The organism is Promicromonospora sp. NPDC057488 (assembly GCF_042802395.1).
GTDB lineage: Bacteria > Actinomycetota > Actinomycetes > Actinomycetales > Cellulomonadaceae > Promicromonospora.
This window is the reverse complement of sequence record NZ_JBHVEG010000002.1, coordinates 18,679-43,646: the sequence shown is the minus strand read 5'-3', so window position 1 is coordinate 43,646 and position 24,968 is coordinate 18,679. Positions and strand designations below refer to the sequence as shown.

General features: G+C 69.7%; 26 protein-coding genes. 25 read left to right on the top strand and 1 reads right to left on the bottom strand.

Annotation, left to right across the window (positions count from 1 at the left end):
- The first annotated feature begins 22 nt into the window (after nt 1–22).
- From ACFU5G_RS00855 to ACFU5G_RS00745, 23 genes are all read left to right on the top strand, one after another.
- Entirely contained in the window at nt 23–487 is a 465-nt protein-coding gene (locus ACFU5G_RS00855; protein WP_377239781.1) for a TadE/TadG family type IV pilus assembly protein, read from the top strand.
- A gap of 53 nt (nt 488–540) precedes the next feature.
- A complete protein-coding gene (locus ACFU5G_RS00850) occupies nt 541–933 on the top strand; it encodes a TadE/TadG family type IV pilus assembly protein (RefSeq protein ID WP_377239779.1) in 393 nt (130 codons plus the stop codon).
- A 35-nt stretch (nt 934–968) separates the two neighbouring features.
- A complete protein-coding gene (locus tag ACFU5G_RS00845) occupies nt 969–1,397 on the top strand; it encodes a pilus assembly protein TadG-related protein (protein ID WP_377239777.1) in 429 nt (142 codons plus the stop codon).
- Nucleotides 1,398–1,618: 221 nt separating this feature from the next.
- Nucleotides 1,619–5,014 carry a LysM peptidoglycan-binding domain-containing protein gene (locus ACFU5G_RS00840; RefSeq protein ID WP_377239775.1) on the top strand — a complete coding sequence of 1,132 codons (3,396 nt, stop codon included), beginning with the start codon at nt 1,619–1,621 and terminating at the stop codon, nt 5,012–5,014.
- A gap of 81 nt (nt 5,015–5,095) precedes the next feature.
- Nucleotides 5,096–5,407: a hypothetical protein gene (locus ACFU5G_RS00835; protein WP_377239773.1), complete on the top strand. Its 312-nt coding sequence runs from the start codon at nt 5,096–5,098 to the stop codon at nt 5,405–5,407.
- Nucleotides 5,408–5,813: 406 nt separating this feature from the next.
- Nucleotides 5,814–6,572 carry a bifunctional DNA primase/polymerase gene (locus ACFU5G_RS00830; RefSeq protein ID WP_377239771.1) on the top strand — a complete coding sequence of 253 codons (759 nt, stop codon included), beginning with the start codon at nt 5,814–5,816 and terminating at the stop codon, nt 6,570–6,572.
- Nucleotides 6,569–6,958, top strand: coding sequence for a hypothetical protein (locus ACFU5G_RS00825; protein WP_377239769.1), 390 nt, complete (start codon nt 6,569–6,571; stop codon nt 6,956–6,958). Before ACFU5G_RS00830 ends, ACFU5G_RS00825 begins: the two co-directional genes overlap by 4 nt.
- A 38-nt stretch (nt 6,959–6,996) precedes the next feature.
- Entirely contained in the window at nt 6,997–7,905 is a 909-nt protein-coding gene (locus tag ACFU5G_RS00820; protein ID WP_377239767.1) for a hypothetical protein, read from the top strand.
- Nucleotides 7,898–8,950, top strand: a complete 1,053-nt coding sequence (locus tag ACFU5G_RS00815; RefSeq protein ID WP_377239765.1) for a ParB N-terminal domain-containing protein — start codon at nt 7,898–7,900, stop codon at nt 8,948–8,950. The genes ACFU5G_RS00820 and ACFU5G_RS00815 overlap by 8 nt, the downstream gene beginning before the upstream one ends.
- A gap of 2 nt (nt 8,951–8,952) precedes the next feature.
- Nucleotides 8,953–9,654 carry a hypothetical protein gene (locus ACFU5G_RS00810; protein ID WP_377239762.1) on the top strand — a complete coding sequence of 234 codons (702 nt, stop codon included), beginning with the start codon at nt 8,953–8,955 and terminating at the stop codon, nt 9,652–9,654.
- 9 nt (nt 9,655–9,663) lie between these two features.
- Nucleotides 9,664–10,854, top strand: a complete 1,191-nt coding sequence (locus tag ACFU5G_RS00805; RefSeq protein ID WP_377239760.1) for a M23 family metallopeptidase — start codon at nt 9,664–9,666, stop codon at nt 10,852–10,854.
- Nucleotides 10,855–11,054: 200 nt separating this feature from the next.
- Complete coding sequence (locus ACFU5G_RS00800; protein ID WP_377239757.1) at nt 11,055–12,086, top strand: hypothetical protein; 1,032 nt, start codon at nt 11,055–11,057, stop codon at nt 12,084–12,086.
- Nucleotides 12,087–12,386: 300 nt separating this feature from the next.
- Entirely contained in the window at nt 12,387–12,695 is a 309-nt protein-coding gene (locus ACFU5G_RS00795) for a DUF6112 family protein (RefSeq protein ID WP_377239753.1), read from the top strand.
- Between the two features lie 91 nt (nt 12,696–12,786).
- Nucleotides 12,787–13,161 carry a DUF6112 family protein gene (locus tag ACFU5G_RS00790; protein WP_377239750.1) on the top strand — a complete coding sequence of 125 codons (375 nt, stop codon included), beginning with the start codon at nt 12,787–12,789 and terminating at the stop codon, nt 13,159–13,161.
- A 149-nt stretch (nt 13,162–13,310) separates the two neighbouring features.
- A complete protein-coding gene (locus ACFU5G_RS00785; protein WP_377239747.1) occupies nt 13,311–14,540 on the top strand; it encodes a conjugal transfer protein TrbL in 1,230 nt (409 codons plus the stop codon).
- A gap of 4 nt (nt 14,541–14,544) precedes the next feature.
- Nucleotides 14,545–15,999 (top strand): SCO6880 family protein, encoded by a 1,455-nt coding sequence (locus ACFU5G_RS00780; protein WP_377239744.1) that lies wholly within the window; start codon nt 14,545–14,547, stop codon nt 15,997–15,999.
- Nucleotides 16,000–16,052: 53 nt separating this feature from the next.
- The gene (locus tag ACFU5G_RS00775) at nt 16,053–16,472 is read left to right on the top strand and encodes a hypothetical protein (RefSeq protein WP_377239742.1); all 420 of its coding nucleotides are present in this window, start codon (nt 16,053–16,055) and stop codon (nt 16,470–16,472) included.
- 51 nt (nt 16,473–16,523) lie between these two features.
- The gene (locus tag ACFU5G_RS00770) at nt 16,524–16,979 is read left to right on the top strand and encodes a hypothetical protein (protein ID WP_377239740.1); all 456 of its coding nucleotides are present in this window, start codon (nt 16,524–16,526) and stop codon (nt 16,977–16,979) included.
- A 107-nt stretch (nt 16,980–17,086) separates the two neighbouring features.
- Complete coding sequence (locus tag ACFU5G_RS00765; RefSeq protein WP_377239738.1) at nt 17,087–18,073, top strand: hypothetical protein; 987 nt, start codon at nt 17,087–17,089, stop codon at nt 18,071–18,073.
- Between the two features lie 74 nt (nt 18,074–18,147).
- On the top strand, nt 18,148–18,618 hold the full coding sequence (locus ACFU5G_RS00760; RefSeq protein ID WP_377239736.1) for a hypothetical protein: 471 nt from the start codon (nt 18,148–18,150) through the stop codon (nt 18,616–18,618).
- A complete protein-coding gene (locus tag ACFU5G_RS00755) occupies nt 18,615–20,165 on the top strand; it encodes an ATP-binding protein (RefSeq protein WP_377239734.1) in 1,551 nt (516 codons plus the stop codon). The genes ACFU5G_RS00760 and ACFU5G_RS00755 overlap by 4 nt, the downstream gene beginning before the upstream one ends.
- A gap of 862 nt (nt 20,166–21,027) precedes the next feature.
- Nucleotides 21,028–22,110, top strand: coding sequence for a DNA-processing protein DprA (locus tag ACFU5G_RS00750; RefSeq protein WP_377239732.1), 1,083 nt, complete (start codon nt 21,028–21,030; stop codon nt 22,108–22,110).
- A 50-nt stretch (nt 22,111–22,160) separates the two neighbouring features.
- Complete coding sequence (locus ACFU5G_RS00745) at nt 22,161–22,691, top strand: hypothetical protein (protein ID WP_377239730.1); 531 nt, start codon at nt 22,161–22,163, stop codon at nt 22,689–22,691.
- 95 nt (nt 22,692–22,786) lie between these two features.
- Here ACFU5G_RS00745 and ACFU5G_RS00740 read toward each other — a convergent pair whose 3' ends face one another.
- Complete coding sequence (locus ACFU5G_RS00740; RefSeq protein ID WP_377239727.1) at nt 22,787–22,930, bottom strand: hypothetical protein; 144 nt, start codon at nt 22,928–22,930, stop codon at nt 22,787–22,789.
- Nucleotides 22,931–23,213: 283 nt separating this feature from the next.
- Between ACFU5G_RS00740 and ACFU5G_RS00735 the strand changes: the two genes are divergently transcribed.
- Both ACFU5G_RS00735 and ACFU5G_RS00730 read left to right on the top strand, forming a co-directional pair.
- Entirely contained in the window at nt 23,214–24,314 is a 1,101-nt protein-coding gene (locus ACFU5G_RS00735; protein WP_377239725.1) for an ArdC-like ssDNA-binding domain-containing protein, read from the top strand.
- Between the two features lie 17 nt (nt 24,315–24,331).
- Nucleotides 24,332–24,964: a hypothetical protein gene (locus ACFU5G_RS00730; RefSeq protein WP_377239723.1), complete on the top strand. Its 633-nt coding sequence runs from the start codon at nt 24,332–24,334 to the stop codon at nt 24,962–24,964.
- Nucleotides 24,965–24,968 lie beyond the last annotated feature (4 nt).

The window sequence follows — 24,968 nt, the reverse complement described above, 5'->3', positions numbered from 1 at the left end:
CCGCCCCGCTGGAAGGACCGGCATGCCCGCTACAACCGCGCACACCCTGGACCAGGCACCCGCGCCGATCCGGCTTGCGCGCACACCCAGGTGTGCGGGCCGCCTGGAGGCCGGGCAGGCAGCGATCCAGACCGCGATCCTGCTGCCGCTGGTGCTGCTGCTGATCATCGCGTGCATCCAGGCGTCCTTGTGGTTTGCCGGCCGCCAGGTCGCGGTCGCCGCCGCCAGCGAAGGTGCGCGCAGCGCGGCCGCCGAGACCGGCACCGTCGGCAGCGGTCAGGCCGCCGCCGTCGACTTCGCCAGCACGACCGGACGCGGCTTCCTACTCGCGCCCCGTGCGACCGTCACGCGCAGCGAGACCACCGCGGCGGTCACCGTGACCGGCAGCACACAGTCCCTGATCGAGGGGTGGGACCTGACCATCACGCAGACCGCGACCATGCCCGTCGAACGCCTGACCGCTCCTGCCGGAGCGGGTGCTCCATGACGGCGCCCACCACACGCGCACACCCCGGGGTTCGTAGGCGGGAGGCCGGGGTCGTGGCGATCGAGCTCGTCATCACCATCCCGGCCGTCGCGCTGATCGGCTGGGCGATCGTCGTCGGTGCCCTGTCCGTGCTGGCACAACAGTCCGTCCAAGCCGCTGCCGCCGACGCAGCCCGGACAGCATCCCTGGCGCGCACAGTCTCCACGGCGCAGGCTGACGCGTCCGCGGCAGCTTCGATGTCGCTGGCCAACCAGGACCTGCGCTGCGCGTCGACCGACGTCACCGTCGACACGACCGGGCTGCTGGCGCCGGCCGGGCAGCCATCCACGGTCTCGGCCACCGTCACCTGCCACCTGGACCCCCACCGCCTAGGGATCCCCGTCGGGCGCCAGTTGACGATGCAGGCGTCCGTGTCTTCGCCCGTTGACACCTGGAGGTCCCAGTGATCCAGCACCAGCCGGCCAACACTGCGATGAGGCCAGTGAACGAGCGTGAGGCGGGGTCGGTGCTGCCGTTCTTGGTGGTGTGCGTGGCGACCTTGCTGGTGTGCGCGGCGTTCGTCGTCGAGTTCGGCGGGACCCTGCACGCCCAGCAGCGCGCCAACGACCTGGCCGCGCAGGCGGCACGCACCGGTGGCCAACAGATCGCACTCACCCAGGGCGGGACACCCGGGTCTCAGAGCCTGACCGTCGACCCCTACGCCGCCCGTGCCGCCGCTCAGGCCTACCTGTCCACGGCAGGGGTCTCCGGGTCGGTGACCGTGGCCGACGCCACGCTCACCGTGTTCGTCACGGACACCTACCAGTCACCGATCATCGGCTCGATCGTTGGCCCCCGGCAGGTGTCCGGGTCCGCGACCGCGCGCCTGGTGCGCACCCTCGCCGGGACAGAGCAGGAAGGACGCTCATGACAACCCCACCCACCTCCAGGCGCGCACCACAGCGCGCGCACCCTGGTGCGCGGCCCACGACCAGCGACCGGCTGCGCGGCCTGGCCGCCTCCATGGGGCTGCTCCTGCTCGTGGTCGGGATCCCCGTAGTGCTGGAGCTGGCACGCCACCGGCTCCTGCCCGCCGGGTTCGGGTGGGACGACCTCGGGCTGGTCCTGACCAGTGCCGGCAGCACGACCCTGGTGGTCGTGGTGCTGGGCTGCGTCACTTGGGCCGCCTGGGCCTACCTGACGTTCACCATCGTCCTCGAGGCCGTCGCCCTGAGCGGCAGGATCGCGGTCCCGGGACGGCTCGGGTTCCAGCGCGGTCTGGCCCGACGCCTGCTGACCACCGCGTCCCTGCTGTTCGCCGTCTCCATCCCACCGGCCTTGGCCCAGACCCCGGCCGACGCGGCCACCTCACCCACCGAGACCACCGCCCCGCACACCACCTCGGCGGGCTCTGACGCACCGCGCACACCTGCGCACACCTCCGCGCACACCACGTCCGACCAGGACGAACACAGCTCGGGACCCGCGCGGCCGCGGACCGTGTCGTACACGGTGGTCGCGGACGACAGCCTGTGGAGCATCGCCCGCGACCAACTCGGCGACCCCATGCGATTCACCGACCTCAAAGACCTGAACCAGACGGTCTTAGCCGGCCGACCCGACTTTCTCGTCCCCGGAACCGTCCTGCGTCTGCCCGCCCCTCCAGCCGACGACGGCGTCGAGGACAGCACCAGGCAGGACGTCGCCGCAGCCGAGATGGAGGCCAACGACGAGGCGCCGCGCGAGGAGACTTACACGGTCCGGCTCGGGGACATCCTGACTCAGATCGCGCTCGACGAGCTGGGTGACGCCGACCGGTACCCCGACATCGTGCGCGCCTCCGAGCAGACCGTGCAGCCCGACGGCGGCCAGCTGACCGACCCCGACCACATCAAGCCAGGCTGGCGCCTGACCATCCCCGCCCTCACACCTGCCCCGCCCAAGCCCAAGGCATCCACCCCGGCAAGCGAGACAGCGGCAGAACGGTTGGCCGACACGGAGACCGCTGCCGAGGACTCGGGCGCCCCAGAGACAACGGCCGTGCAGGACCGTGCACAGGAGCACGCCGCCTCCGAACACGAGCCGGACGTGGACACCAATCCCGACGGCGACCGCCCTGAGACGGATCGCAGTAACGCCGGACCCGATCGAGCGGTCCCAGCTCAGGACGAGACCGCCGCACACCAAGGTGTGCGCGGTGTGGCTCCGTCCCCGGACGCGACCGAGGCGGCCCCTCGCACCAACCCCTGGGCGGGGCCGACGCCCCCACCGGGTCCCCAGTCCATGCCCGCACCCACGGTTACCGACGAGCTGCAAGCCACCAGTGCCCTGGAAGCCCAGGAAGACCTCGGCTCGGAGGAGCAGAGCGAGGTCGTGGGTCCCGCGTGGCTCGTGTCTGGGCTCGCCGGTGGTGGCGCGATACTCGCGGCGCTGCTCGTAATGCTGCTGCGGCGCCGCCGGGCAACCCAGTGGCGCTACCGGCGCCCCGGCCACCGCATCACCCCCGCCCCCAGCAGCACGGTGCCAGTCGAACGCACCATCACGACTACCGGGCAGGCCTGGATCGGAGACATCGACGCCCTGGACCGCCTCCTGCGCGGCCTGGCCGCATCGCACCAGGGTGACTCGACCGGGGGCATGCCGGCCCTGGTCGGTGTCGAGCTCACCGGGACCGACGCGATCGTCCACTTGGCCGCGCCGGCCGACCTTCCGCTGCCGTGGGTCGGGTCTGGTGCCCGGTGGGCGGCGGCTCTGTCGGAGGCACCGGCGGAGACCGTGACGGACGATGTGCTGGCGCCGTACCCGCTACTGGTGACCGTCGGCATGGACGAGGCCGGGCATGTGTGGTTCCTGGACCTCGAACGGGCCGGCGCCGTGACCGTGACCGGCGAACCCGGACCGGTCGAGGCCTTCGGGCGGTACATCACGGCCGAGCTGCTGCTGCACCCCTGGACGGAGAACACGACACTGCACACCCTGGCCACCAGCTGGGACGTGGCGGGCCTGTCCGACTTCCGCCACCACCACGCGCTGTCCGACGACTACGACACTCTCGCCTGCGTCAGCGAGGTCGAAAGCGCGGTCAAGGCCACGCGACGAACAGCTGAGCCAGAACGGGACGAGTCGCATGCCCTCATCGCGGCGCCAGGTATCGGGACGACCACCCAATCCGCTCTGCACACCCTCGCCGCGGACCTGGGGACCGAACAAGGACGGGCCGGTGCTGCGGTCGTTCAGCTCGGTGCAGCTGCCGAACCGTCACCGGTGCTCGCCGAGCCGACCACACCTGGGCTCGTCGTCGACGTCCGCGACGGCAGGCTGCGCGTACCTGCCCTGGGGTGGGATCTGGCCGCGGTCGGGCTGGCCGAGCACGAACTGGCCGCGTCGGTCGCCATCGTCGAGGTCACCCGAGCCGCCGAAGAACCACAGGCCGAGCCCACGGCCCTGGAGCCCGCAAGTCTCATGGCTCCGCCCTCAGAGGCCGAACCGGTGCTAGCGGGCCATACACCGGCTCCTGGCTCCCTGGAGAATCCGGCCGCGCAGCCGCGCCCCGTCGACCCACACGCACCGGCCGGGCCTTGGTCGATCCTTCCTGCGCCGACCGCCGACTACATCGAGGCCGCTGCCACCACAGTGCAGGACGTCGAGACCCTGGCACCTGTAGTGCCACCACAGCCAGCTGGCAAGAAGGTCCACGACGCCGACCCCACCCTGGACCAGGACGTGGCCGCATGGTTCGACCCGGACCGGTACCGACGTCCGCGGCTGATGCTGCTCGGGCCGGTGGCCGCGACCGGGTACGGGAGGATCACCGAACCCACTGCACGCCTCAAGGCTCTGCACGTGGAGACGCTGGCATATCTCGCTCTCCATCCTGGGGGTGTGACTTCGGCCGAGCTGGCCGAGGACTTCGGCATCGTCAAGGGCCGTGGCCGCTCGCTGGTCACGGGGGTGCGGGCCTGGCTCGGCACCGACCCCGTCACCGGCCGGCTCTATGTCCCGGACGCGACCGAGACGGCCGCGTCCGCTGCGTCGGGTACGCCCGCGTACCAGGTCGAGGGGCTGCTGGTCGATATCGACCTGTTCCAACGTCTGCAGGCCCGGGCGCGGGCCCGGGGCGCCGACGGGATCGATGATCTGGTCACGGCGCTCAGGCTCGTGCGGGGCCGCCCCTTCAGTCAGACCCGCTCCAAGGGGTGGACCTGGCTGTTCGAGGGCGACCGGATCGACCACACCATGACCGCAGCGATCGGTGACGTCGCCCACCTGGTGCACACCCGAGCGATGGCCGAGGAGAACATCGAGCTGGCCCGGTGGGCGGCACACGTCGGCAAGCAGGCAAACCCCGACGACGAGACCTCACGGCTGGACGACATCACCATCCAGTACGTCACCGGACACGCCGAACTGGCCCGCAAACGCCTGGCCGAAGAGATCTACGACCGCAGCGACGACGAGTGGCCCCCACCGGACCCGCCGGAACGCACCAGCGAGATCACCGCCCGGCGCGGCATGACTCCACAACCATCGGGCAAGAAGAACCGCTGAGTCGGCAGTCTCGTCCGGTGCAGGCTCGCCGATCGAGCGTCTCCCTGCCGGAACCAGAGTCCGGCTGGAAGGATCGGCGGCATGAGCGGCGAGGACACCCTGGCGATCGGCAGCACACCCCAGCGACTTGGCTGCCTCGGATGGTTCACGGTCGTCACCTTCGGTGCCATCGTGCTGCTCGGCGTCGGTGCGGTCGTCGACGCTGCCTGGGAAAGGTATCGGCCGATCACTGACGACGACATCGTCAGCGCATGCGGCCAGCTCGTTACGGACGCCGCGACCGACTGGCACAGCAGCACCCGAACCTACGTGACCGAGACATGCAATAGGGCGCTCACCGACCCGGCCCTTCGAGAACGCATCCGCGAGTACCTCGACGAACGACGTAAGTAACCCCGCACCGGGGTGGTGCGTCGTCGGGTGTTGCTCCCGCTGGTGATGGCCGATCTATCTCAAGCACCAGTGCAGCCTTCCGGCCTGCCCGTACCAGGCGGACAGACTTTGCCTCGGGCCGATCGTGCAGCTGCGGACGTCATGTCCCATCGCGAGCAGCCGTACAGCCCGGCACAGCCGTGTGCGCGCACCTTGGGTTGAGGCGCGCACACCTGCCGCAGATTGGGGCGCACGCCTGCCGCGCACCCGCTGCATTCCAAGGTCGAGTTCCCCTCTTGCAGCCGCGTCAGCCCCTTGTTTGAAACGACTTGGTGCGCGCTGCTGACCTGCACGTACACCGCGCGCACCCGTGGTGTGCGCACGTTAGGTGTGCGGAAAGCGCGCGCTCGATCGCCAAGGTCGAGCCATGGACACCACGCACAAGCTCGACCCGGCACCGCTGGACACGGTCCGCCGCGCCGCGGGCACCAGGGGCACCGCCGAGGCAGCACTGCTGCTAGCCGACGCGGGCGTGCCGGTCTTCCCTTGTATCCAGGGCAGCGCGCGTCCTTTGCTGCCCAGTGGGCCGCGTACCGCGTCGTCTGATCTGGACCGGGTGGCCTCGTGGTGGTCACGGTACCCGGCCACTAACCTCGCGGTTCCGACGGGTGCCGCCTCGGGTCTCGATGTCGTGGAGGTCTACGCCGACCGCAACCGGTCGGGCTTCAGTGCCCTTCGCCTCGCGATGCGGGCAGGTCTGCTGCCCCCTCCGGGGCTGGCGATCAGCACACCGACCGGTGGACTGCATCTGGTCTTTCCCCACCCGCCGCAGGCAACCCAGCCGTCCTGGGACGCGCCGCGGTCGGGTCTGGGCTTCCACGGCGAAGGTAGCCACATCTTGCTGCCGCCGTCGCTGGTTCTGCGCGCCGACGGCGTCGTCACCCGCCCCCAGCTCGTCGGCCCCGGAAATACACGCACGGGACCAGTGAACGCGGGCGCACTGCAGAGCCTCGTCGATCCGGCCGCCGCGCGAGACAGGCGACTGTCCCTGGCGCACAGCGGCGCGGTGCCGCCGGGCCGCCGGCATGTCCGCGCCACGGACCCGCGCCCGATACCTGCGGGCGCACAGCCGGCGTTCCCTGCCGACGGCTCGAGTCGTCGGCCGCCTGAGGTGGTGAGCCTGTGAACCCGCATTCCCCGCACTCGCAGCACAACCGGGGCCCGCGTACCCAGCCGGTCCCGCCCACGACCCCGGCCAAGTTGCCGGGCACCGACGCGCACGCGTTCGACGCCCGGGCCCGCCGCAAGACCACCCGGGCAGAGGCCCCGATCCTCTCGCCACGCGGCCGGGAGGTCATGTGGGTCCGGTCCGGAGACCTGCCGTCTTTGGTCACCCGGAAGGTCCTGGTGCGCGGCGTGGACCTGCATGCCGCGATCGTGCGCCGCGCGCTGCGTCGCCCGACCGTGGCAGCGAAGAACACCATCAAGGCCGCCAAGCGGGTGCTCACCCCAGGGGGCCGGCGCCAGGAACCAACCGCACCACAGCACGGCTCCGAGAGGACGGGTATCTGATGACCACGACGACGCTTCCCATGACTCACGCACCCGCTATGACCGCGGACAAGGAGCCGTTGTTCATGACCGGTGAGGGCCTGCGGATCCTGCTGCTGCGCCTGCACATGGACGGCCCGGACGCCTGGTCGACTGATCGGGAGGCGACGGAGCTGATCGAGTTCTGCATGACCAAGTACGCGGGCATGGCGAAGAAGTACCGGCAGACGCCGCACGACGCCGCGTTCGCCTCGTTCGAGGTCCTGCGCGCGCCGGCGACCGCGGAGGCCGACGACCCGTGGGGTGTGGTGACCCGGGCCGTGCAGCTGTCGCTGATGGCCGAGGACCGCGCCAACGGGTTGCTGTGCGACCAGTCGCGCGCCCGGCGGCTGCTGACCTCCGACCAGCACGACGCGACGAGGTTCAGCGACTACGAGCTCGACGGCGCCCGATCAGTTGAGGCCATCACCGGTGAAGCGGTCTCGGTCGACCCAGCGCTCCTGGATCACCTCGACACGACTGGGGCCGTGGTCGCATCGCAACCGTCACGGGTCGCGACGGTCGAGACCCGCATCGCGCTGGACCTCGCCACGAAGGTCCTGGCGGGCTTCGGCTGGAGGGTCACCCATGCCCGGGCGTGCCTGGACTACATCACCGAACGCCTGACGATCACCGGGGACACGACTCGAGCGTTCGAGTACCTGCGCCGTGACAAGACGGCGCTGGGCCGGTTCGATCTGGAGCTGCGGCGCTGGACCGCACTGTGCGCCGTCGTCCTCGGCCACCCCCACCACCCGGCACTAGCGGTCCGCGACGGGCTGCTGGAACGGCTGATGCGCGGGCAGCGCACCGCCAAGCTGCTCACCGACGAGCGACTCGTACGCGCGCTGATCACCACCAGCCCCGCCCGCGCCGCGGCGCCCGAAGGCACGGTGCGGCCCGACCTGCGGGTGGTGTGCGATGCCTGAGCCCCGGGGGCAGAAGCAGGACACCGCGGAAGGTGTGTTGCGCCTGGACGTCGCCGTCGACGCGATCACTGTCGGCGAACGGCACCGACACGACCTCGGCGACATCGATGCCCTTGCGGCGTCGATCGACCAGTTCGGGCTGCTGCAGCCGATCACCGTGACCCCGGACCTGGTCCTGGTGTGCGGGTACCGGCGCCTGGTCGCGATCCACCGTCTGGGCTGGACCACCACACGACCGTGGGTACGCAGCGGGATATCCGACCGGCTCCAGGAGGTGCTGGCCGAACGCGACGAGGAACAGCTGCGCAAGCCCCTTGATGATGTCGAAGCGGCGCAGCTGTACCGGGAGATCAAGCAGCTCCTGGCCGAGGACGCCGCACGCCGACAGTCGGACACCCGCTTCGGCGCGGAGAACGACGCCCCGGGCACTGCCACGGAGCCCGGAGAGGCGGGGGCTAATTCGGACATCGACGGTGGTGCCAAATTGGCACCACCGCGTGACCTGCGCGAACGCACTCGGGCCCAGGCAGCGCGCATGGTCACCGGGAAGGCGTCCTACTCCCGCCTGGACCGCATCGCGACCCTGTCCGACATCGCGCAGGACCCCGCCCGCCCCGAGCGGGTCCGGTCGCTGGCGGCCGAGGCCCTCGAACAGATCCGCGAGGGAGCGTCTGTGTTCCCGCTGTACGACGAGGTCAAGGCGGAGCTCGCCGCCACCGACCCCACCGCTCAAGCGGTGGAGCCGGTCAGCCAGGAGGAGGTCGACGAGGTCGTCGCCGCCGCGATCCAGCGGCTGAACGATCCCGAGTCGGATCGGGACGCGCGCGGCAAGGGCCGGCACTCGCTGCGGGCGTTCGCGCTGCTGTGGCAGGGCCTGGACGGGTGGTGGGAGCACTACGACCCCACCGATGTCGGCGCCGGCACCCACGATGCCGACTGGGCGGTGTTCGAGAACGTTCTGGACCAGACCACCCGGTTCGCAGCCGCCGCCCGCGCAGCCCGCGACCAGGCTCAGGCAGCCCGCCGCGACCACACGGAGGCATGACCATGATCAACCCACGACACCTCAGGTCATGGGTCTCCGAGCACCGCGCTCTCAGCATCCTGATCGCCGCACTGGTCCTCGTCTTCGTCGCCGTCGGGCTCCGGCTCACGACCCCGGGCACCACCCTCGAGGACGACGTCACCGCGTCGTCGGAGGCTCCCACCGCCACGGCGAGCGAGATCGAGAGCCCGGCCGACAATCCCATCAGCCCACCACCAGTGCCGAGTGCGCCGGTCCCTGAGACGACGAGCCCCGATGCGTTCGCGCGGTCGGTGGCCGAGACCGTGTTCACGTGGGATACGACCAACTCCAACCTGCCCGACCTGACCGAGCAGCTGCTGGTCGTCGCGGACCCGACTGGTGAGGAAACCCCGGGCCTATTGCTGGACCTTCGGACCTACGTGCCGACCTCGAAGGCATGGACGCACCTGACGCAGTACCAGACCCGGCAGTGGCTCGAAGTCACCGACGTCGTCGAGCCCGCCACGTGGCGCGACGCCCTGGCGCAGGCCCCCGACGGGGCTGTCCTCGAGGGCACGACCGCGCGCACCGTGACCGGGATACGGCACCGGGCCGGGACCTGGGACGGCGCTGCCGTCTCGGCGAGCTCGCAGGTGCAGTTCACGATCTTCATGGCCTGCGCCCCGGCCTACGAGCAGTGCCATCTGCTGCGCCTGTCCACCTCCGACGCCGCCCTGCTCTGAGGAACACCCATGATGCGCGTCCTCGCTGTCATCGCCGCGGTGGTGTTCCTGTTCGGGCCGCCCACCGCGCTGACCGCCTACGCCCTCCTGGCCCCCACCACCGGATGCCTGCCCGCTGGCAACACGGTGGGTCCGGTCGGGAAGCTGCCCACGCAGCTGACTGCGTCGACCACGGGTGGCGCGGTCGTGCGCCTGGACCGGGTCCAGCTCGGTCACGCCGCCACGATCATCACCACTGGCTCCACGACTCAGGGTGTGGGACGGCACGGGGTCCTGGTCGCACTCATTGCGGCACTGACCGAGTCACACCTGCGGATGCTCGCCAACCCCGGTGCCTACCCCGACTCGACGGCCTACCCGCACGACGGGACCGGGCAGGACCACGACAGCCTGGGCCTGTTCCAGATGCGGCCCGCGGTCGGCTGGGGAACCGTCGCCCAGCTCATGGACCCGAGCTATCAGGCCGCGGCATTCTTCGGCGGACCGACCGGCCCCAACCACGGGTCACCACGCGGGCTGCTCGATATCCCTGACTGGCAGCAGCTCTCCAAGGGCGCGGCCGCTCAGGCGGTGGAGGTCTCCGCGTTCCCGGACCGGTACGCGCAGTACGAGCCCGTCGCACGCGCGATCATGGAGCGGCTGACGTCCTCGCCTGATGCGACCGACGCCAAGCACGACGGCGCCTCGACCGTGTCGTCACGCGTCGTGTTCCCGCTGCCGACCGGCATCTGGACTCGCACGCACGGATTCGGGATGCGGATCCACCCGGTGACCGGTGTACGGAGACTGCACGCGGGGACCGACTACGCCGCCCCGGCAGGTACCCCGGTGCTCGCGCTGACCGACGGTGTCGTCGCCTACGCAGGCCCGGACCCACGCGCGGGCAACCTGCTCGTCATCGACCACACCCTCGCCGGGCCCGAGCGCCCGCAGCACGTGGCTTCCGCGTACTCGCACCTGAGCGACGGCTCCATAGCCGTGACCGAGGGCGACCTCGTGACCGCCGGGTCCCAGGTCGCGCAGGTCGGTTCCACCGGGCAATCCACCGGACCACACCTTCACCTGCAGATCCACCCCGGTGGGTTCGACGCCGACCCCACCGACCCCGAACCCTGGCTCGCGTCCCACTCCCCCACCGCCCTGGACGGCTCGGCCGCCCTGCCCGCCACAGGGTCCTGTCCGCATCTCACTGACGGATAGAACGAGCTCCCGCTCCTGGCATTTCGCTGCGGATCAGTGGTGCGACAACAGATGGCCCGAGGTGCAGCGACGGGCGTTGTTGATGTGCCACCGACTCCGATGTCGCCGCCAGGCGGGGATCGATCCAACAACCAACCGAGACAGAAAGCAATTCTGGCCAGGGATAGCGCCGCGCACTGTCAAAGTGCGACGATTGCCCGATGTTGGACGTGCTGATCGGCGCAGTTGTGGCAATTGGGTGCGCCGCGCTAGGCGTATGGGCCACCCTTCGCGCAGCAAGGCCGCGCCGGCCCGAACCCAAAGTGGTGTCGATGGACGCCATAGCGGAATCACATGGCCGAGAGAAACATGCTCCGGCGGGACTCGTCATCATCAGCCAGGAGTCCTCGATCGAATACGCCAACGATTCTCAGCGACTACTGGATAGCGAGCAGTTCCGCCCCGATCTCGAATATCTAAACCGGGCACTGCTCGACATAAAGCTGATGAATAGCGGAGGCGGCTCCGCATTCCTTACAGCCGTAATTCTAAGCATCGATCACGTCACAAGGATCCCGAGATTTTCACTACCCCCCATCGAAGCAGTCAGTGTATTGGAGAGTCGATTAGCACCCCAGGCTTTATACGGCGGAGTGCGGTTACCCGCGCCCTTGGCGGCCCCCGGTGCGCGGGTAACCGTACCAATTTCTCACGTGATTGCACCAGACGAAGGTGACCGGTTCCAGATTGAAGTCGGAGTGGGCACGCCCGATGTCATCGACTGGGTGTACATGATTTCTGTCGAGATGCAGCACGGTGCGGAACATAAGCGGATCGCGGGCCCAAAAGTCGCCTTCGCGTTCGAGGTCCGCCGAACGGACTCCATCAGTCCGAGGGCGATGAAGTCCGCGGTGGACTCGTTTTTCACCGAGGTCCGCGACCAACGAAAGCTCGTCGAGCAGGCGGCGGCCGCGCGCGGCGAAAAGCTCGACTGGGGACAGATCGGGACTCTGTCAAAAAATCGGCGGAGATACGACGGAGATCTTCTCCCGGCTTTTTGGCAGCCCAGAGCTGCCGTAAATAGGGAGATCGATCTATTCGAAGAGTCCTGCCAAATATTCTTGGCAGATCTCGGCGATTCTCATACTTTACCCTCCGGCCTGAAGAGAGTACGTCACGAAATAGAGGCCTGCATGGCGAAACTACCCGATCTCCGGGCCTACGCTAACAGATCAGGTAAGTTCCCTCTCTGATTTTTATTTTATTTCCTAAGGCGCCAAATGCCCGTAACAGTTTCCACGCTGCGGCCGGCGGCATCCATCTTCGACTGATATCGGGGCGCCGCAAGGTTGCTCCAGATGACCCTCCTGGGTGACCTTCTGGGCCTGGCCAACCACCGCTTGCCCGCCGTTGGCCGAACAGACCGGACCAAGAGCGAACTACCTACGCATTCAGCCCACCCACCGCCCTGCGGGTGCCCGAACTCCAGCAGGTTGCCAAGCCAGGCCCGAATGCCGACCCTTCGGCCGGCTGCTGCCGCACACCTGCGCCCCATGACAAGCTCACCAATCTCCTTCGCGGTTGCCCCGATCCTGGTCGCGGGAGTTGGCCCGAACTTCGGCGCGGTAGCCAGTAGTCGCCTGTACTGGATCATCGGGGCCCTCTTGACCGTCGCCATGGTCGTCGCCGTCGCGACGTTCATCGTCTGCGCATTCGTCTGGGCCATCGCATCGGCGTCCGGCAACTGGCAGACCACGACCAAGGCTCGCACCGGCGTCCTTGTCTCCGTCGCCGGCGCCGTTCTCGACGGCGCAGCCCTGGCGTGGACGAACTGGCTGATCGACCTCGGCCACATCCTCTAGCAGCTCCCCCGATGCTCAGTCTGGCGGCCCCCATTGGCGCCGGCGGCACACCTATCCAGCGCAGACACCACCGCGCTGAGGGAGAACCGCCATGCTGCCCATCCAGACCGCCACCCACGCCGCGTCCGTCGCGGCCACCAACATCGCCGAGCACGCCACCCTGATCGCGGCAGGGATCGCAACCCGCGTACCCGAGGACATCGACATCCGGCCGAACACCCGTGGCCTACCCGGGATCCCCCAGCTGAAGGAGATCGTCGGCGCGATCATGAGCATCGGCCTGATCCTGGCCGTGGTCGCCCTGATCATCGCCGCGATCGTCTGGGCCTTCGGCGCCAACTCCTCCAACCCTCACCTCGCCGGCCGCGGCAAGACCGGGATCCTGGTCGCCGCCACGGCCGGCGTGCTGTGCGGGGCCGCCGTCGCCCTAGTGAACTTCGGCTGGGACCTCGGGCAGCAGATCTGATGGACATCTGCTCCCTCCCCTTCGTCGCCCAGGTCTGCGCGGGATCCGCAGCGACAGCAGCCTCGCCGATCCAGCCGTTGGCGGACCTGGTCGGAGACCTGGCTGCCTGGGTCATGGAAGGCATGTGGTCCCTGATGGTGACCACGACCATGACCGACGTGACAGGCGTGCAGTTTCGCCGGGTCTACGCACTCGTGTTCGGGATCGCGATCCTGGTCATGCTGCTGTTCTTCCTGCTCCAGGTCATCACCGGCATGGTCCGCCGCGACCCCGGCGCCCTCGGGCGCGGCGTCCTCGGGCTCGGCAAGTCGATCCTGGGCTCGTTCCTCGTGGTCACGCTGACCGCTGCGTTGCTGGAGATCACCGACCAGCTCTGCCACGGCTTGGTCCAGGCAGCCGGGACCACCATGGAGCAGGTCGGCGACCGGCTGATCGTCATGGTCACCGGCATCTCCATCTCGTCCACGGTGGTCGGGGTCGGGCCGCTGTTCGCGGTGTTCCTGGCGGGGCTGGCGTTCACCGGGGCGTTCACGGTCTGGATCAGCCTGCTGGTGCGCTCCGCCCTGATCCTGATCGCCATCGCCCTCGCACCGCTGGCCTTGGCCGGGGCGTCGTGGGACGCGACCCGTGGGTGGGTGACCAAGTGGGCTACGTTCACGATCGCACTGATCGTGTCCAAGCTGGTGCTGGTGGTGATCTTCCTGATCGCGACCGAGCAGATGTCCGCACCGATCCAGGCCGACATCGCCTCCGTGGCCGAACCCCTCACGGGGATCGTGCTCCTGGTCATCGGTGCGTTCGCGCCGTACTTGACGTACAAGTTCCTCAACTTCCTCGGCTTCGACCTCTACCAGACGATGACCACCGAGACCGACGCCAAGGAAGCCCTCAACCGTCCCGTCCCCTACCTGCCCGGCGGATGGCCCCGCCCGAACCCGGCCAAGGTTCTGGACTCCGGCGGAGGCAGCGGCGGTGGCGGTGCCGCTGACGGTGCGGGGGGCGGCGCCAGGGCCACGACTGCATCGGGCGGTACCAGCGTGGGCGGCAGTACCGGGGCGGCGGGAGCGGGCACCGAGGCCGGGACGGGTGCGGGCGCAAGCTCCGGGGCCACGGCGACCGGGGCTGCCGGTGCTGGAGGTCCGGTCCTCGCGGGCGCTGCACTGGCCAAGACTGCGTTCGACTCCGGCGGCAGGACCGGGCAGGCCCTGGGCGGCCAGGCCGCACAGACCGGCGAGGACGCGACCGCCCCCGCCGGCGACCAGCCCGCACCGGCCGGTACCCCGTCCGGTGCACGCCCGACGGCCCCGGCCAGTGACGGCTCGCAGCCGTCGGCAGCGCTCCGGGAGCAGCCCGGGATCTTGTTCCAGGACGGGGAGTAAACCCATGAGCGACCAAGCGCAGACGGGCGGACCGCTTCGCGCGGTGAAGTTCTCGCGCCTCTCCAAGCGGGCCCTGCTCCTGGGCCTCACAGCGACCCAGCTGGCCACCATCGGCATCGGTGGCCTGCCTCTGGTGATCGCGCTGTACACCGGCACCGGAGCCCACTACGCGATCGTCCTGCTCGCTGGGGCCGCGGCCGCCGCACTCGTGCCGGTGGGAGGGCGACAGGCGATCACCTGGGTCCCTATCGCGGGCTCGTGGGCCTGGCGCACCGTGACCGGGCAGCGCGACTTTCGCGCCCGCACCACCGGCCGGGTGGCACGGCCACGCCCTGCCGGAACCCTGGCGCTACCCGGTGACGCCGCGGCGCTGCGTCAGTACACCGACCCGATCACCGGGGCCGTCCTCGTCCACGACCCGCACGCCGCAACTCTGACCGCTCTGCTGCCGGTCACCCACCCGGCGTTCATGCTCCTGGACCCCGGCGAGCAGCAACGCCGAGTCACCGCATGGGGACGCGTACTGGCCACGGTCTCCCGATCCGGGCACATCGCCGCCCTGCAGGTCACCGAACGCACCCTGCCCGGCTCGGGTGCCTCGCTGGCCGACTGGTGGCAGGCCCACGGCACCCACGATGAGTCCTTCGCCAGCAGGACCTACGCCGACCTGATCGGCCGCGCCGGACCTGCCGGGGAACAGCACGCCACCACTATCGCCCTGTCCCTGGACCTGAATGCCGCCGCCCGCACGATACGGGCCGCCGGAGGCGGGCTGCGGGGCGGCGCCACGGTCCTGCGTCAGGAGGTCGAGACTCTGACCATCGCGCTCCGCGCCGCCGACCTCACCCCCGGTGAGCCGTACGACGCAGGGCGGCTCGCGGTCCACCTGCGCACCTCGTACGACCCGGCCATCGGCCCGGCCCTGGAACGCCATCCCACCCTCGGCCGGGAACTGGCCGCCGCTGGGCCCATCGCAGTGACCGAGACCTGGGGGCAGCTGCGCGCGGACGGCGCCCGCCACTGCGTGCTGTGGATCGCTCAATGGCCCCAGTCCCCGACGTACCCCGGTTTCCTCGCCCCTCTGCTGCTGTCCTCCGGCGTCGAACGGACCATCTCCCTGACCTACCGGCCCGTGCGGACGGACGCCGCGATGCGCGAGCTGCGGCGCCGTCGCACCGGGCACCTGTCGGATGCCACCCAGCGCGCCCGCATGGGACAGACCTCCGACGCGACCGACCAGGCCGAGCTTGCCGACGTCCTGCAGCAGGAAGCTGACCTCGCCGCCGGGCACAGCCTCCTGACCACCACGGGTCTGATCACCATCAGCGCGCAGGACGCCGAGCGGCTCGAGCACGACGTCGCCGCCGTCGAGCAGGCCGCGATCCAGGCAGGGGTCGAGACCCGACGGCTCTGGGGGCAGCAGGCGCAGGCGTTTGCTCGCACCGTCCTGCCCAGCTGAGCCGAGGCGCGCCCCACCGAACTGCCGCGGGGATGCCCGAGCACCTGCGAGGCATGAACGCACCCACACTCCAGCTCAACACGGGGCCGGTCGTCACCCAGGTCGGCCCGCGCTACCTCTCGCTGCAGCACACCGGCGACGAACCTGGCGAGAACGGCAGCGTTCGGCATCGGTACAGCTACCTCGTCATCAACCAGCAGCCCGCCGGGCAGCTGCACCGCGCCACCGACCTGCACAACCAGGGCCCTGTCGATACCGATGCAGCCATGTGCTACCTGCTCGGGCACCTGTGGGCCATCGGACACACCGTCCGTGACTGCGAACCCGACGAGTCCATGGACTACCTGCCCCAGTGGCTGCGGACCATCACGGTCGACTTCCTCGACGAGCTCATGGAAGGCATGGAACTGCACGAGGAGGTGCTGGTCAGGCCGACCGACAAGACGTTCGACCTCGACGACCCCGAGGCCTGACCCGTCTTCGACGACCGCCCTGAACCCCTCTGCGTCCGAGAAGGAGCCACCATGACCGCCTCCCCCTCACCCTGGGCCCTCGGCTCGCACCCCACCGAGATGGATGCGGACCCGGTCGAGACCGCTGCTGCCATCGCGAAGACGATGCGGCGCCTGGCCCGCGAGACCAGCAGCCTGACCACCCTGGACCACCAGGCACCCAAGATCACCGAGGAGCTCCTGAGCGCACTGAGGGAAATGGCCACGGTCACCACGCACCTGGCCCGCCTCAGCTACGAGCAACCCGCGCCCCCGACGCCGGCCGGCGACCTCGGTGCCTTCCCCCGTCGCACGCCTGCCGTGAAGGCGGCTGACGGGTTCACCGATGCCACCAACCTGATCTACCTCGTCTGCCAGCCCCTGGCCGGCGCCAAGAACGAGACCACCCGCCTGACCAACCCCACACCGCCGAACCCCAGTTCTGGCCACTCCCGACGAGAGGAGCCCACGCACCAGCCCTCGCTGTAGCCGCTACCTGCGGCCAGTACCGGTCGCAGTCGATGTCCACATGTCATGACCGGCACTGCCCCTACCATCGGCCGCACGGGACAGTTCGAACCCGCGCGGCCGGTGCCATGCCCGACCGCCGACAGCTTGACCCGATCATGCTGGCGTACGTCGGAGCACACCTGTCCGGCATGAGCAACGCCTCCCCCAGCACCCGAATGCTGGTCGCACGCCATGCGGGTTCTCTTCACCTGGCGCTGTGGCACGACGGGGCCACACCGGACGAGCACGGCGGCTACCGCCAGCGGTACGGCTACCGCATCGCCGATGCCACCGTTCCCGGCGCGTTGCCACACGACGGGCGGGACATCCATTCCGGCGTCGGCGCCGACGTCGACACCACCGCGGGCATGACCTCTCTCGTAGCGTTCCTGTCCGCGGCGGCCGAGGCCTACCGGTACCAGATGAGCAACCCGCTCAGCGCCCCGGAGAACCTGAACCTATTCCCCGCTTGGGTCACCGAAGCCGCCTACCTCAACTCCGACGAACTGACCACGCTCGCCCTCGAACTGGAGCACCCCGACGGCCTCGGGCCCAACGAGCCGGCCACGGCGGACCCATCACCGATCACATCTTCTGATCCAGAGCCCATCGACGAGAGGCCGGCATGGCCGCCCGGGCGGTACTACTCGGTGGTCTTCCTCCAGGACACGGAAGGACACGCCGTGGTGGATCTCCTGCAGGAGCAGGGCACCCAGGCCGCGATCGACCACCTCGCGCAGTGGGACTACGGGTCCGAGACCCTCGAGGCGGCCCTGTTCAACCAGGACTACCACGCCGACGTCCCGCGCTACTCGGGCACCCGCGAAGCCAGCGACGGCCCGTACGTCCTGAGCTTCCAGCCCGGTCTGGGCACGGTGCACCTGCTGCGTGAGTTCCCCGCCCAGGCCCCGGATGGCTGGCCCAACCGGTACACCGGCGTCAGCGACCCGGCCCCCGGCGCCGCGGTCGCACGCACGGATGTGCGGCAGGCGACTGCACCCCGTACCGCAGCTCGCCACGTGATACATCCCGAGCCCCCAAGAACGAGGCCCGACGACGGCCTGTCCCTGTGACGGCATGAGCAGCTGACGGCGCCGGCCACGCACCTGCTCGGTGTTCACGTTCACCGAGGCACAGGGAGCTCGTCATGGAGACCACCAACCCGCAGCACGACGCCGAGGACGCCGCCGAGGCCCTGCGCCGGCTGGCGCACTCGACGCAGAAGCTCGACGACCCCGCGGACACCTACTGGGTAATCACCGACCTGGCCGCCGTGGTCCGCCGCCTGGAACAGGTCACCACCCAGGTCCAGGCCGCCCACCGCGACAACGTGGACCTGGCCCATGACGACCTGGGCGCGGCCGCACCCGGGCAGGTCCATGCCCTGACCGCGGTCGAGCATCTGCGCAAGGCCGTCGAGCTGTTCGGCCGGGCCTACGTCAATCTCGACCTGGCCATGGGCCACTCCGGTGCCATCGCCTGGTACCCCGCCACCAACACCACCGCGGCCGCTGCGGGAGGGCGGCCCCGCGCCCAGGCGCGTCACGCCCGGCACGAGAGCGACACCGACGGCGCCCTAGATGTGCCGCGTGTCCGGACCGCCAAGCGGTCGCGATGACCACCTCAGGCCCCGGCCAGGGTACGGAACGGACTTCCCACCCCGGCAGCGCCCTACCGCCGGAGCCCGAGCGGTTCCACACCGCGACCCTGACCACCGGCCGCGAACAGAGGTCGGTCCGCCGTGCTCGCCAGCGGGCCGCGTCCGCTGTGCTGGCCCGGGCCCGTCAGGACCGGATGCAGTCCGCCCGGCAGCGCCTGGACGCGGAACGGGCTGAGACTCAGGGCCTGCGGTTCCTGCGCCGTTCCGGTGACCACGGCCCGGCGACGCTGCGCACTCCCATCCGGTTCCGGGTCGCGCAGCATCAGGACACGTCCGCGACTTGGGGCGCGGCGTACCCGTTCCTCGCCGAAGGCGGCCTTGGAGCCGACGGCGTGTTCGTCGGCCGCGACCTGCACTCCGGATCCTCGTTCGTCTACGACCCATGGGTGCTCTACCAGCGGGGCCTGGTCACCGCACCGAACATGGTCGTGGCCGGGATCGTCGGCGCCGGCAAGTCCGCCCTGGCCAAGGCCCTCTACCTGCGCTCCCTCGCGTTCGGGCGCCGCGTCTACATCCCCTGCGACCCCAAAGGCGAACACACCGCCGTCGCCCACGCCGTCGGCGGCCGAGCCATCGCCCTGGGCCCTGGGATGACCGCGCGGCTCAACCCGCTCGACGAAGGCCACCGCCCAACCGGGACCGACGACGCGGAATGGGCGGAGCAGGTCGCCGCCCGGCGGCGGACCCTGGTCGGCGCGCTGACCGAGGCCATGCTCGACCGGCCGCTGCACCCGGTCGAGCACACCGCGATCGACATCGCCCTGGACGCCACCATGCGCGCCAATGACGTGCCGGTCCTGCCGACCGTCGTCGACCACCTCCTGGCCCCCGACAAGAACGACGACCTCGACGGGCGGCTGACGGAGGACGGGCGCCACGTCGCTCACGCATTGCGCAGGCTCGTGCGCGGTGACCTTGCCGGGTTGTTCGACGGTCCTTCGACCGTCACGTTCGATCCATCGCTGCCGATGCTGTCCCTGGACCTGTCCAGGGTCGCGGAGAACAACTCCGCCCTTAGCGTCCTGATGACCTGCGCGTCAGCATGGATGGAAGGCGTCCTGGCCGACCCCGACGGCGGGCAACGCTGGGTCGTCTACGACGAGGCCTGGCGGCTGATGTCCCACCCGGCGCTGCTGCGCCGCATGGACGCGCACTGGCGTCTGGCCCGCCACTACGGCATCGCGAACATGCTCGTCATCCACCGCCTGTCTGACCTGGACAACGTCGGCGACACCGGCACCGCGCAACGCTCGCTGGCCGCCGCCCTGCTGGCCAACGCAGAGACCCGGGTGATCTACCGGCAGGAGACCGACCAGCTCGGCGCCACCGCCCAAGCACTGGACCTGACACGGACCGAGGCCACGCTGCTGCCCACCCTCGGCCTGGGGCAGGGCCTGTGGCGCATACGGAGAAGGTCCTTCCTGGTCCAGGCACAGCTCCATCCCGACGAAGCCCGACTCTTCGAAACTGGAGCCAAGGCATCAGGGGCTCGGCCGCAAGCATGATGTCCAGGAGCACCGAACTCGCTCGTGAATTGCAGGCAGATAGCAAGCATTCCGCACGCATTCTGAAGACAGTTCGCAAGCAGGCAGGCTGGCATCGCCGCGCAGTCGGATAGATCCGTCGCAACCATTGCCAATGACTAGCAGCGACCTATCGCAACCAATTTCTCCCCTATGGATAGATGCTTCGCAATGATGTATCGATCCGCACCTTTCATGGCGATGACCTGCGTCGATACCAGAGTTACAGACTCCCGGAGTACCGAACTCCGGAAGTCTGGAGAATCCAGACTGCCAACCTCCGGGAGTCCGGAAATGCGAAGTTTTGGTGCCGTTGACAGTCCACGATGGGGCATCTATGTTCTCCGCCATGAACCAGGAATTTCTGAAGAAGTGCGGGACATGTCTCCGGCGACGTCCAGTTGCAGAATTCGCCAGATCATCACGACGCTCGCGCGACGGTCTGGCGAACGTCTGCAAGGCATGTGTGAGGCTTCTGAACGCCGTCCGCACCGGCCAGCTCGACGAACCGGACGCGCCGGTCGGATCCGTCGACACTGTCCTGTTCGACCACGGGTACCAGTGGCGGGTCCGTCGTCCTCGCGGGGGCCTGGCACAGGTCCGGGTGCTGCACGGGCCCGACGGTCGGCCGGTGGACGTGTCCGTCGCGATCGCTCAGATCGAGACAGTTCTTGGCGTCTCGGTCAATTGCTGGCGGCCCGCAGAACGTCGGCATGTCTGCCGTCAGTCGTGCTGCAGGCGGCGCCACCGCCCCTGACCGAATTCTCGGACGCGTCGCCGCTGAGCGTCTGACGGTGCGGACGCACCTGGTGGGTACCAAAAGGACCACACCAGGGGGCACAGCATGGACGAGCAGGAGCCGCACCGCACAGAAACAGAAGAGGATCTGACGCGGGCCCCGGAGCGGGACCTGGCGGAGATCGCCGAGATCGCCGGGGATGAGCGCAGCGCGCGGGTCGTCCTGGCCCTGGGGTGTGAGCCCGGTGACGAGCTCGCACCCCAGCTCGTCTCCACGCATGGCGCCGTCGAGCTGGTGCGGCGGATCGCCGACGGCTCGCTCCAGCACGAGAGCCAGCGTCTGGCCCGCTGGCGCCAGGACGTCGTCAGCCGGCTGGACCTCGCGGAGGTCAGCCGGGTGCTGCTGCGCACCGAGGTGCTCGGGCTGGGCACCCTGATTCCCGGTGAGCCCGGCTGGCCGATGCTGGCCGGGGACCCATCGACCCATCCGCTGGTGCTGTGGACCCGCGGTGACACGTCGCACCTGACCAGCAGCGCGCCGCGGGTGGCAGTGGTCGGGGCACGTATCCCCACCGCCTATGGCCGCGACGTTGCCCGCACCCTGGGGGTGGACCTGACCGATCGAGGAGTCACGGTGCTCGGGGCCGGCTGGCCGGGCATCGACGCCACGGTGTTCCACGGCGTCGCGCTCGGCGGTGGACCAGCGATCGCAGTGCTGCCCGCGGGGCTGGACCGCCGCACCTACCCCGCCGACGAAGCCGCGCTGTTCCGGTCGACCGTGTCGACCGGGGGCGTCCAGGTCACCGCATGCCCGCCAGGCCGGCCGTCGAGCCGCGCCCGCGCCCAGGCCCGTAACCAGCTCGTGGCTGCGCTGGCCGACGCCGTCGTGGTCACCGAGGGCGCCTACCGCTGCGCAGCGATCAAGGTCGCCCAGCACGCCGTTCGCCTCGGCATCCCTATCGGCGCCGTTCCCGGGCCGATCACCAGCGTCACGAGCTCCGGCAGCAACGAGCTGCTGCACGCGCGCGTGGCACGCATCATCACGCACGCCACCGACGCGATGAACCTGATCACCGCACCTCGCCCAGCCACACCGGCCCCAGCCGGCGGCTCGTCCGGCCACAAGCTCGTGCCGCCCGGCCCGGGGCCCGACGGGCCGCCGCCACCGCCCGCGTTGATCCCGCTCTGAAGCCAGGAGACGCCCGAGACCTGACCGCGCCCCACGATCTGGAGACAGTGATGACTGATGAACTGATGCTTCCCCAGGTGTGGGAACTCCCAGTGCTGCGGGCGGTGGATGCCATCAGGCTCCTGCCCGGCCTGGGCCCGGACCATGTGGAGTTCGACCGGGTCCGGTTCGCCGCACCGAGCATGGGCGGCCCTGCACGGTCAGCGATGATCCATGCCTACCAGCCCGTGACCAGGGTGCCGTTCACCGTGAAGTTCGCTCTGCGCGGCACCACCTATGCCCTGCAGGGGCACGGTCCCCAGCCTCTGGCTGTCGCCGACGTCGCCACCCTGCTGTGTGTGCCCATGTCCAGCGCCGACAGGGTCGTCACCTTGCTCAAGGCCGGGCTGACCGGAGCGCTGAGAATCCACAACAAGGTACATAGTGCACCTGGGTTGGCCGGAACGTCGCGGCCGGATCGCTCGCTGCCCTTCCCCCTGGCACCTGGTGATGGACGGGCCGTCAACACACCGAGCCACGCGGAGCCGTGGCCGTTCGCCGCCCGCACCGGAGCGCCCGGCTCATCGGGTCCTGCCCTCTGAACGCACGCACCCTCCCGCCCGCGCGTTCGACGCGAGGGGACACGACACGGGCACGTCGAACTGCCGTCACCGGTTGAACTTGGCTGGTCGATCCGTCATCGCGGTGAGTTCGCCAAGCCCGGTTCGGGTGGCTGCTCGGTGGGGCGCCCGACGATTCGGTCGCGGTCGGCGCGCCAGCGCCCGATGAGGTAGCCGCCGAAGAACGCCAACAGGATGACCGCTGCCATCAGCAGTGCCATCAGTTGGCTTGTCACGAAAGCCCCGCGCCTGAGCCCACGTGGCAGGCCGGCCGCGCGGCGACGTGATGGCCGGGGACCGGTCGGTTCACTGCGGCAGCGTCGTGTTTCACCCTCTCATCGTGCCCGGCGTCCGTGTTCTGCACGACCGGGAACACCCACGCGAGCGCGAGCCGCACTCGCTGCACAGGGGCAGATAGGCGGCTCCCGCCCTCTCGAATTACCGGCAACCAGGGCATGGTGTCGCTGACGCACCTTCCTCCCACAGGACCTGTGGGAGGGCCAGATGCGTAACGACACCCGCTCGCTCGAGCAGAAGATCGCGGACCGTGAGACCAAGCTCGACGCGCTGCGTGAGCAGCTCACCAGCGCCGTCGAGCGGCTGGTCACCGGTGATGACTGGCGGCGCGCGATCGAGTTCGCCGCCCGGTTCCGGAGCCGGTCGTTCAACAACACCCTGCTCATCTGGGCGCAGCACGCCGCGGCCCATGAAGCGGGGCGGGTCCCGGACCCGTACCCGACCCGTGTTGCCGGTTTCAAACAGTGGAAGGCCCTGGAGCGGAGTGTAGACAAGGGCCAGGCCGGCTATCAGATCCTCGCCCCCGTCACCGCACGGGTCGCGGTCACCGAAGACGGATCATGGCGCCGCTTGGGCAAGGGCGAGAAGCCGGAGCCAGGCGAGATCGCCAAGAGCCGCATGGTCGGGGTCCGGCCCGCCTACGTCTGGGACGTCTCCCAAACATCGGGCGAGCCGATCCCTTCGCAGCCCATGCCGACGCTGCTGCAAGGCGAAGCGCCACCAGGACTGTGGGACGGTCTGGCCGACCAGGTCCAGGCCGCAGGCTTCACGCTCCACGACGCCCCGAACTCCGCCTCCATCGACGGCGCAAATGGCGTGACGCACTGGCTCAAGCGGACCGTCCACGTCCGCGCCGACATGGAGCCGGCTGCCCGAGTCAAGACGCTCGCCCACGAGCTCGGGCACGTCATCCTGCACGACAGGGACAACGTCGACGCCGTCGTCCACCGAGGCATCGCCGAGGTCGAGGCTGAGTCCTTCGCCCTGATGATTGCCGCCTCGCACGGCATGAACACCGAGCAGTACACGGTGCCCTATGTCGCGACCTGGGCCTCCCGCGTGCCCGGGCAGGAACCGGTAACGACCATCCAGCAGACCGCTGCACGCGTCCGTAGCGCGGCCCTGCAAGCCCTCGACCGCCTTGAGACACCACAGGTCTCGGACGGCGAACCACCCACCCCAGCAGGCTCCACACCGGTGGCCGACACCAAGAAGACAGGGCAGCCGCACACAGCGCCACCTGTCGAGCGATCAGCACCCCTGCGGGCTGCTCCGAGCACGCCGCCCACAGCAGGGCCGGCACTGTGAACCGCCGACAGGTGCCGGTGACGCTGCCCCGAGCTCGCTTCGATATCGACGTCGACGGGCACCTGACGGTCACTGTCGATGGCCAGCTCTGGCAGCCCTCGTCCAACGATCCGACCAGGCCCGCCCTGGGTACGGTGCGGCTGGGTCGTAGGGATGTCCCGTGGGCCCGGCAGCAGGTCGCGAACGACCTGGACACCCCCATCCGTGTCGAGACCGTCGACCGCGGGCGGTCCCGCACCGACATCGTCCTTCCCGACGGCTACCAGTCCACAGATCCGGATCGTCCTGAGGCGACTGGCGAGGGCTCGGGCCCGTATGCGCCGGGTGAGCCGGTCGTGGTCAGTGTCGTCATCGACCACACCCACGCCGACGAGCACGGGCAGGTGCACTACGGGCTGCCGGCCGCGCTCGGCAACCGAGCAGTTCTGGTACACGGCGAGATTTCCGGGACCACCCTCCCACTGGACCTGTCGCCGCTCCCAGAGCCGCCCACCGATGCGGTCCAGGCGCCTTCGCGATCGTCGTTCATGAGCCGCAACCGCAATGCCCGCCAGAGTCAGCCCCGTTCAAGCACCACCCCGCGTCCCGCCGAGGACGCACCTGCGCCAGCACGTCGGGATGCACCTGATCACGGCTTGGGGTCGCTGTGAAGAC

What these genes read in the sequence shown, in the direction of transcription:
- ACFU5G_RS00740 (WP_377239727.1), bottom strand. Translation starts at nt 22,930, where the DNA reads ATGGCACTGCTGATGGCAGCGGTCATCCTGTTGGCGTTCTTCGGCGGC.
- ACFU5G_RS00815 (WP_377239765.1), top strand. Translation starts at nt 7,898, where the DNA reads ATGCCTGAGCCCCGGGGGCAGAAGCAGGACACCGCGGAAGGTGTGTTG.
- ACFU5G_RS00745 (WP_377239730.1), top strand. Translation starts at nt 22,161, where the DNA reads ATGACTGATGAACTGATGCTTCCCCAGGTGTGGGAACTCCCAGTGCTG.
- ACFU5G_RS00795 (WP_377239753.1), top strand. Translation starts at nt 12,387, where the DNA reads ATGACAAGCTCACCAATCTCCTTCGCGGTTGCCCCGATCCTGGTCGCG.
- ACFU5G_RS00735 (WP_377239725.1), top strand. Translation starts at nt 23,214, where the DNA reads ATGCGTAACGACACCCGCTCGCTCGAGCAGAAGATCGCGGACCGTGAG.
- ACFU5G_RS00780 (WP_377239744.1), top strand. Translation starts at nt 14,545, where the DNA reads ATGAGCGACCAAGCGCAGACGGGCGGACCGCTTCGCGCGGTGAAGTTC.
- ACFU5G_RS00800 (WP_377239757.1), top strand. Translation starts at nt 11,055, where the DNA reads ATGTTGGACGTGCTGATCGGCGCAGTTGTGGCAATTGGGTGCGCCGCG.
- ACFU5G_RS00760 (WP_377239736.1), top strand. Translation starts at nt 18,148, where the DNA reads ATGGAGACCACCAACCCGCAGCACGACGCCGAGGACGCCGCCGAGGCC.
- ACFU5G_RS00855 (WP_377239781.1), top strand. Translation starts at nt 23, where the DNA reads ATGCCCGCTACAACCGCGCACACCCTGGACCAGGCACCCGCGCCGATC.
- ACFU5G_RS00830 (WP_377239771.1), top strand. Translation starts at nt 5,814, where the DNA reads ATGGACACCACGCACAAGCTCGACCCGGCACCGCTGGACACGGTCCGC.
- ACFU5G_RS00785 (WP_377239747.1), top strand. Translation starts at nt 13,311, where the DNA reads ATGACCGACGTGACAGGCGTGCAGTTTCGCCGGGTCTACGCACTCGTG.
- ACFU5G_RS00765 (WP_377239738.1), top strand. Translation starts at nt 17,087, where the DNA reads ATGCCCGACCGCCGACAGCTTGACCCGATCATGCTGGCGTACGTCGGA.
- ACFU5G_RS00775 (WP_377239742.1), top strand. Translation starts at nt 16,053, where the DNA reads ATGAACGCACCCACACTCCAGCTCAACACGGGGCCGGTCGTCACCCAG.
- ACFU5G_RS00805 (WP_377239760.1), top strand. Translation starts at nt 9,664, where the DNA reads ATGATGCGCGTCCTCGCTGTCATCGCCGCGGTGGTGTTCCTGTTCGGG.
- ACFU5G_RS00835 (WP_377239773.1), top strand. Translation starts at nt 5,096, where the DNA reads ATGAGCGGCGAGGACACCCTGGCGATCGGCAGCACACCCCAGCGACTT.
- ACFU5G_RS00810 (WP_377239762.1), top strand. Translation starts at nt 8,953, where the DNA reads ATGATCAACCCACGACACCTCAGGTCATGGGTCTCCGAGCACCGCGCT.
- ACFU5G_RS00790 (WP_377239750.1), top strand. Translation starts at nt 12,787, where the DNA reads ATGCTGCCCATCCAGACCGCCACCCACGCCGCGTCCGTCGCGGCCACC.
- ACFU5G_RS00770 (WP_377239740.1), top strand. Translation starts at nt 16,524, where the DNA reads ATGACCGCCTCCCCCTCACCCTGGGCCCTCGGCTCGCACCCCACCGAG.
- ACFU5G_RS00750 (WP_377239732.1), top strand. Translation starts at nt 21,028, where the DNA reads ATGGACGAGCAGGAGCCGCACCGCACAGAAACAGAAGAGGATCTGACG.
- ACFU5G_RS00820 (WP_377239767.1), top strand. Translation starts at nt 6,997, where the DNA reads ATGACCGCGGACAAGGAGCCGTTGTTCATGACCGGTGAGGGCCTGCGG.
- ACFU5G_RS00755 (WP_377239734.1), top strand. Translation starts at nt 18,615, where the DNA reads ATGACCACCTCAGGCCCCGGCCAGGGTACGGAACGGACTTCCCACCCC.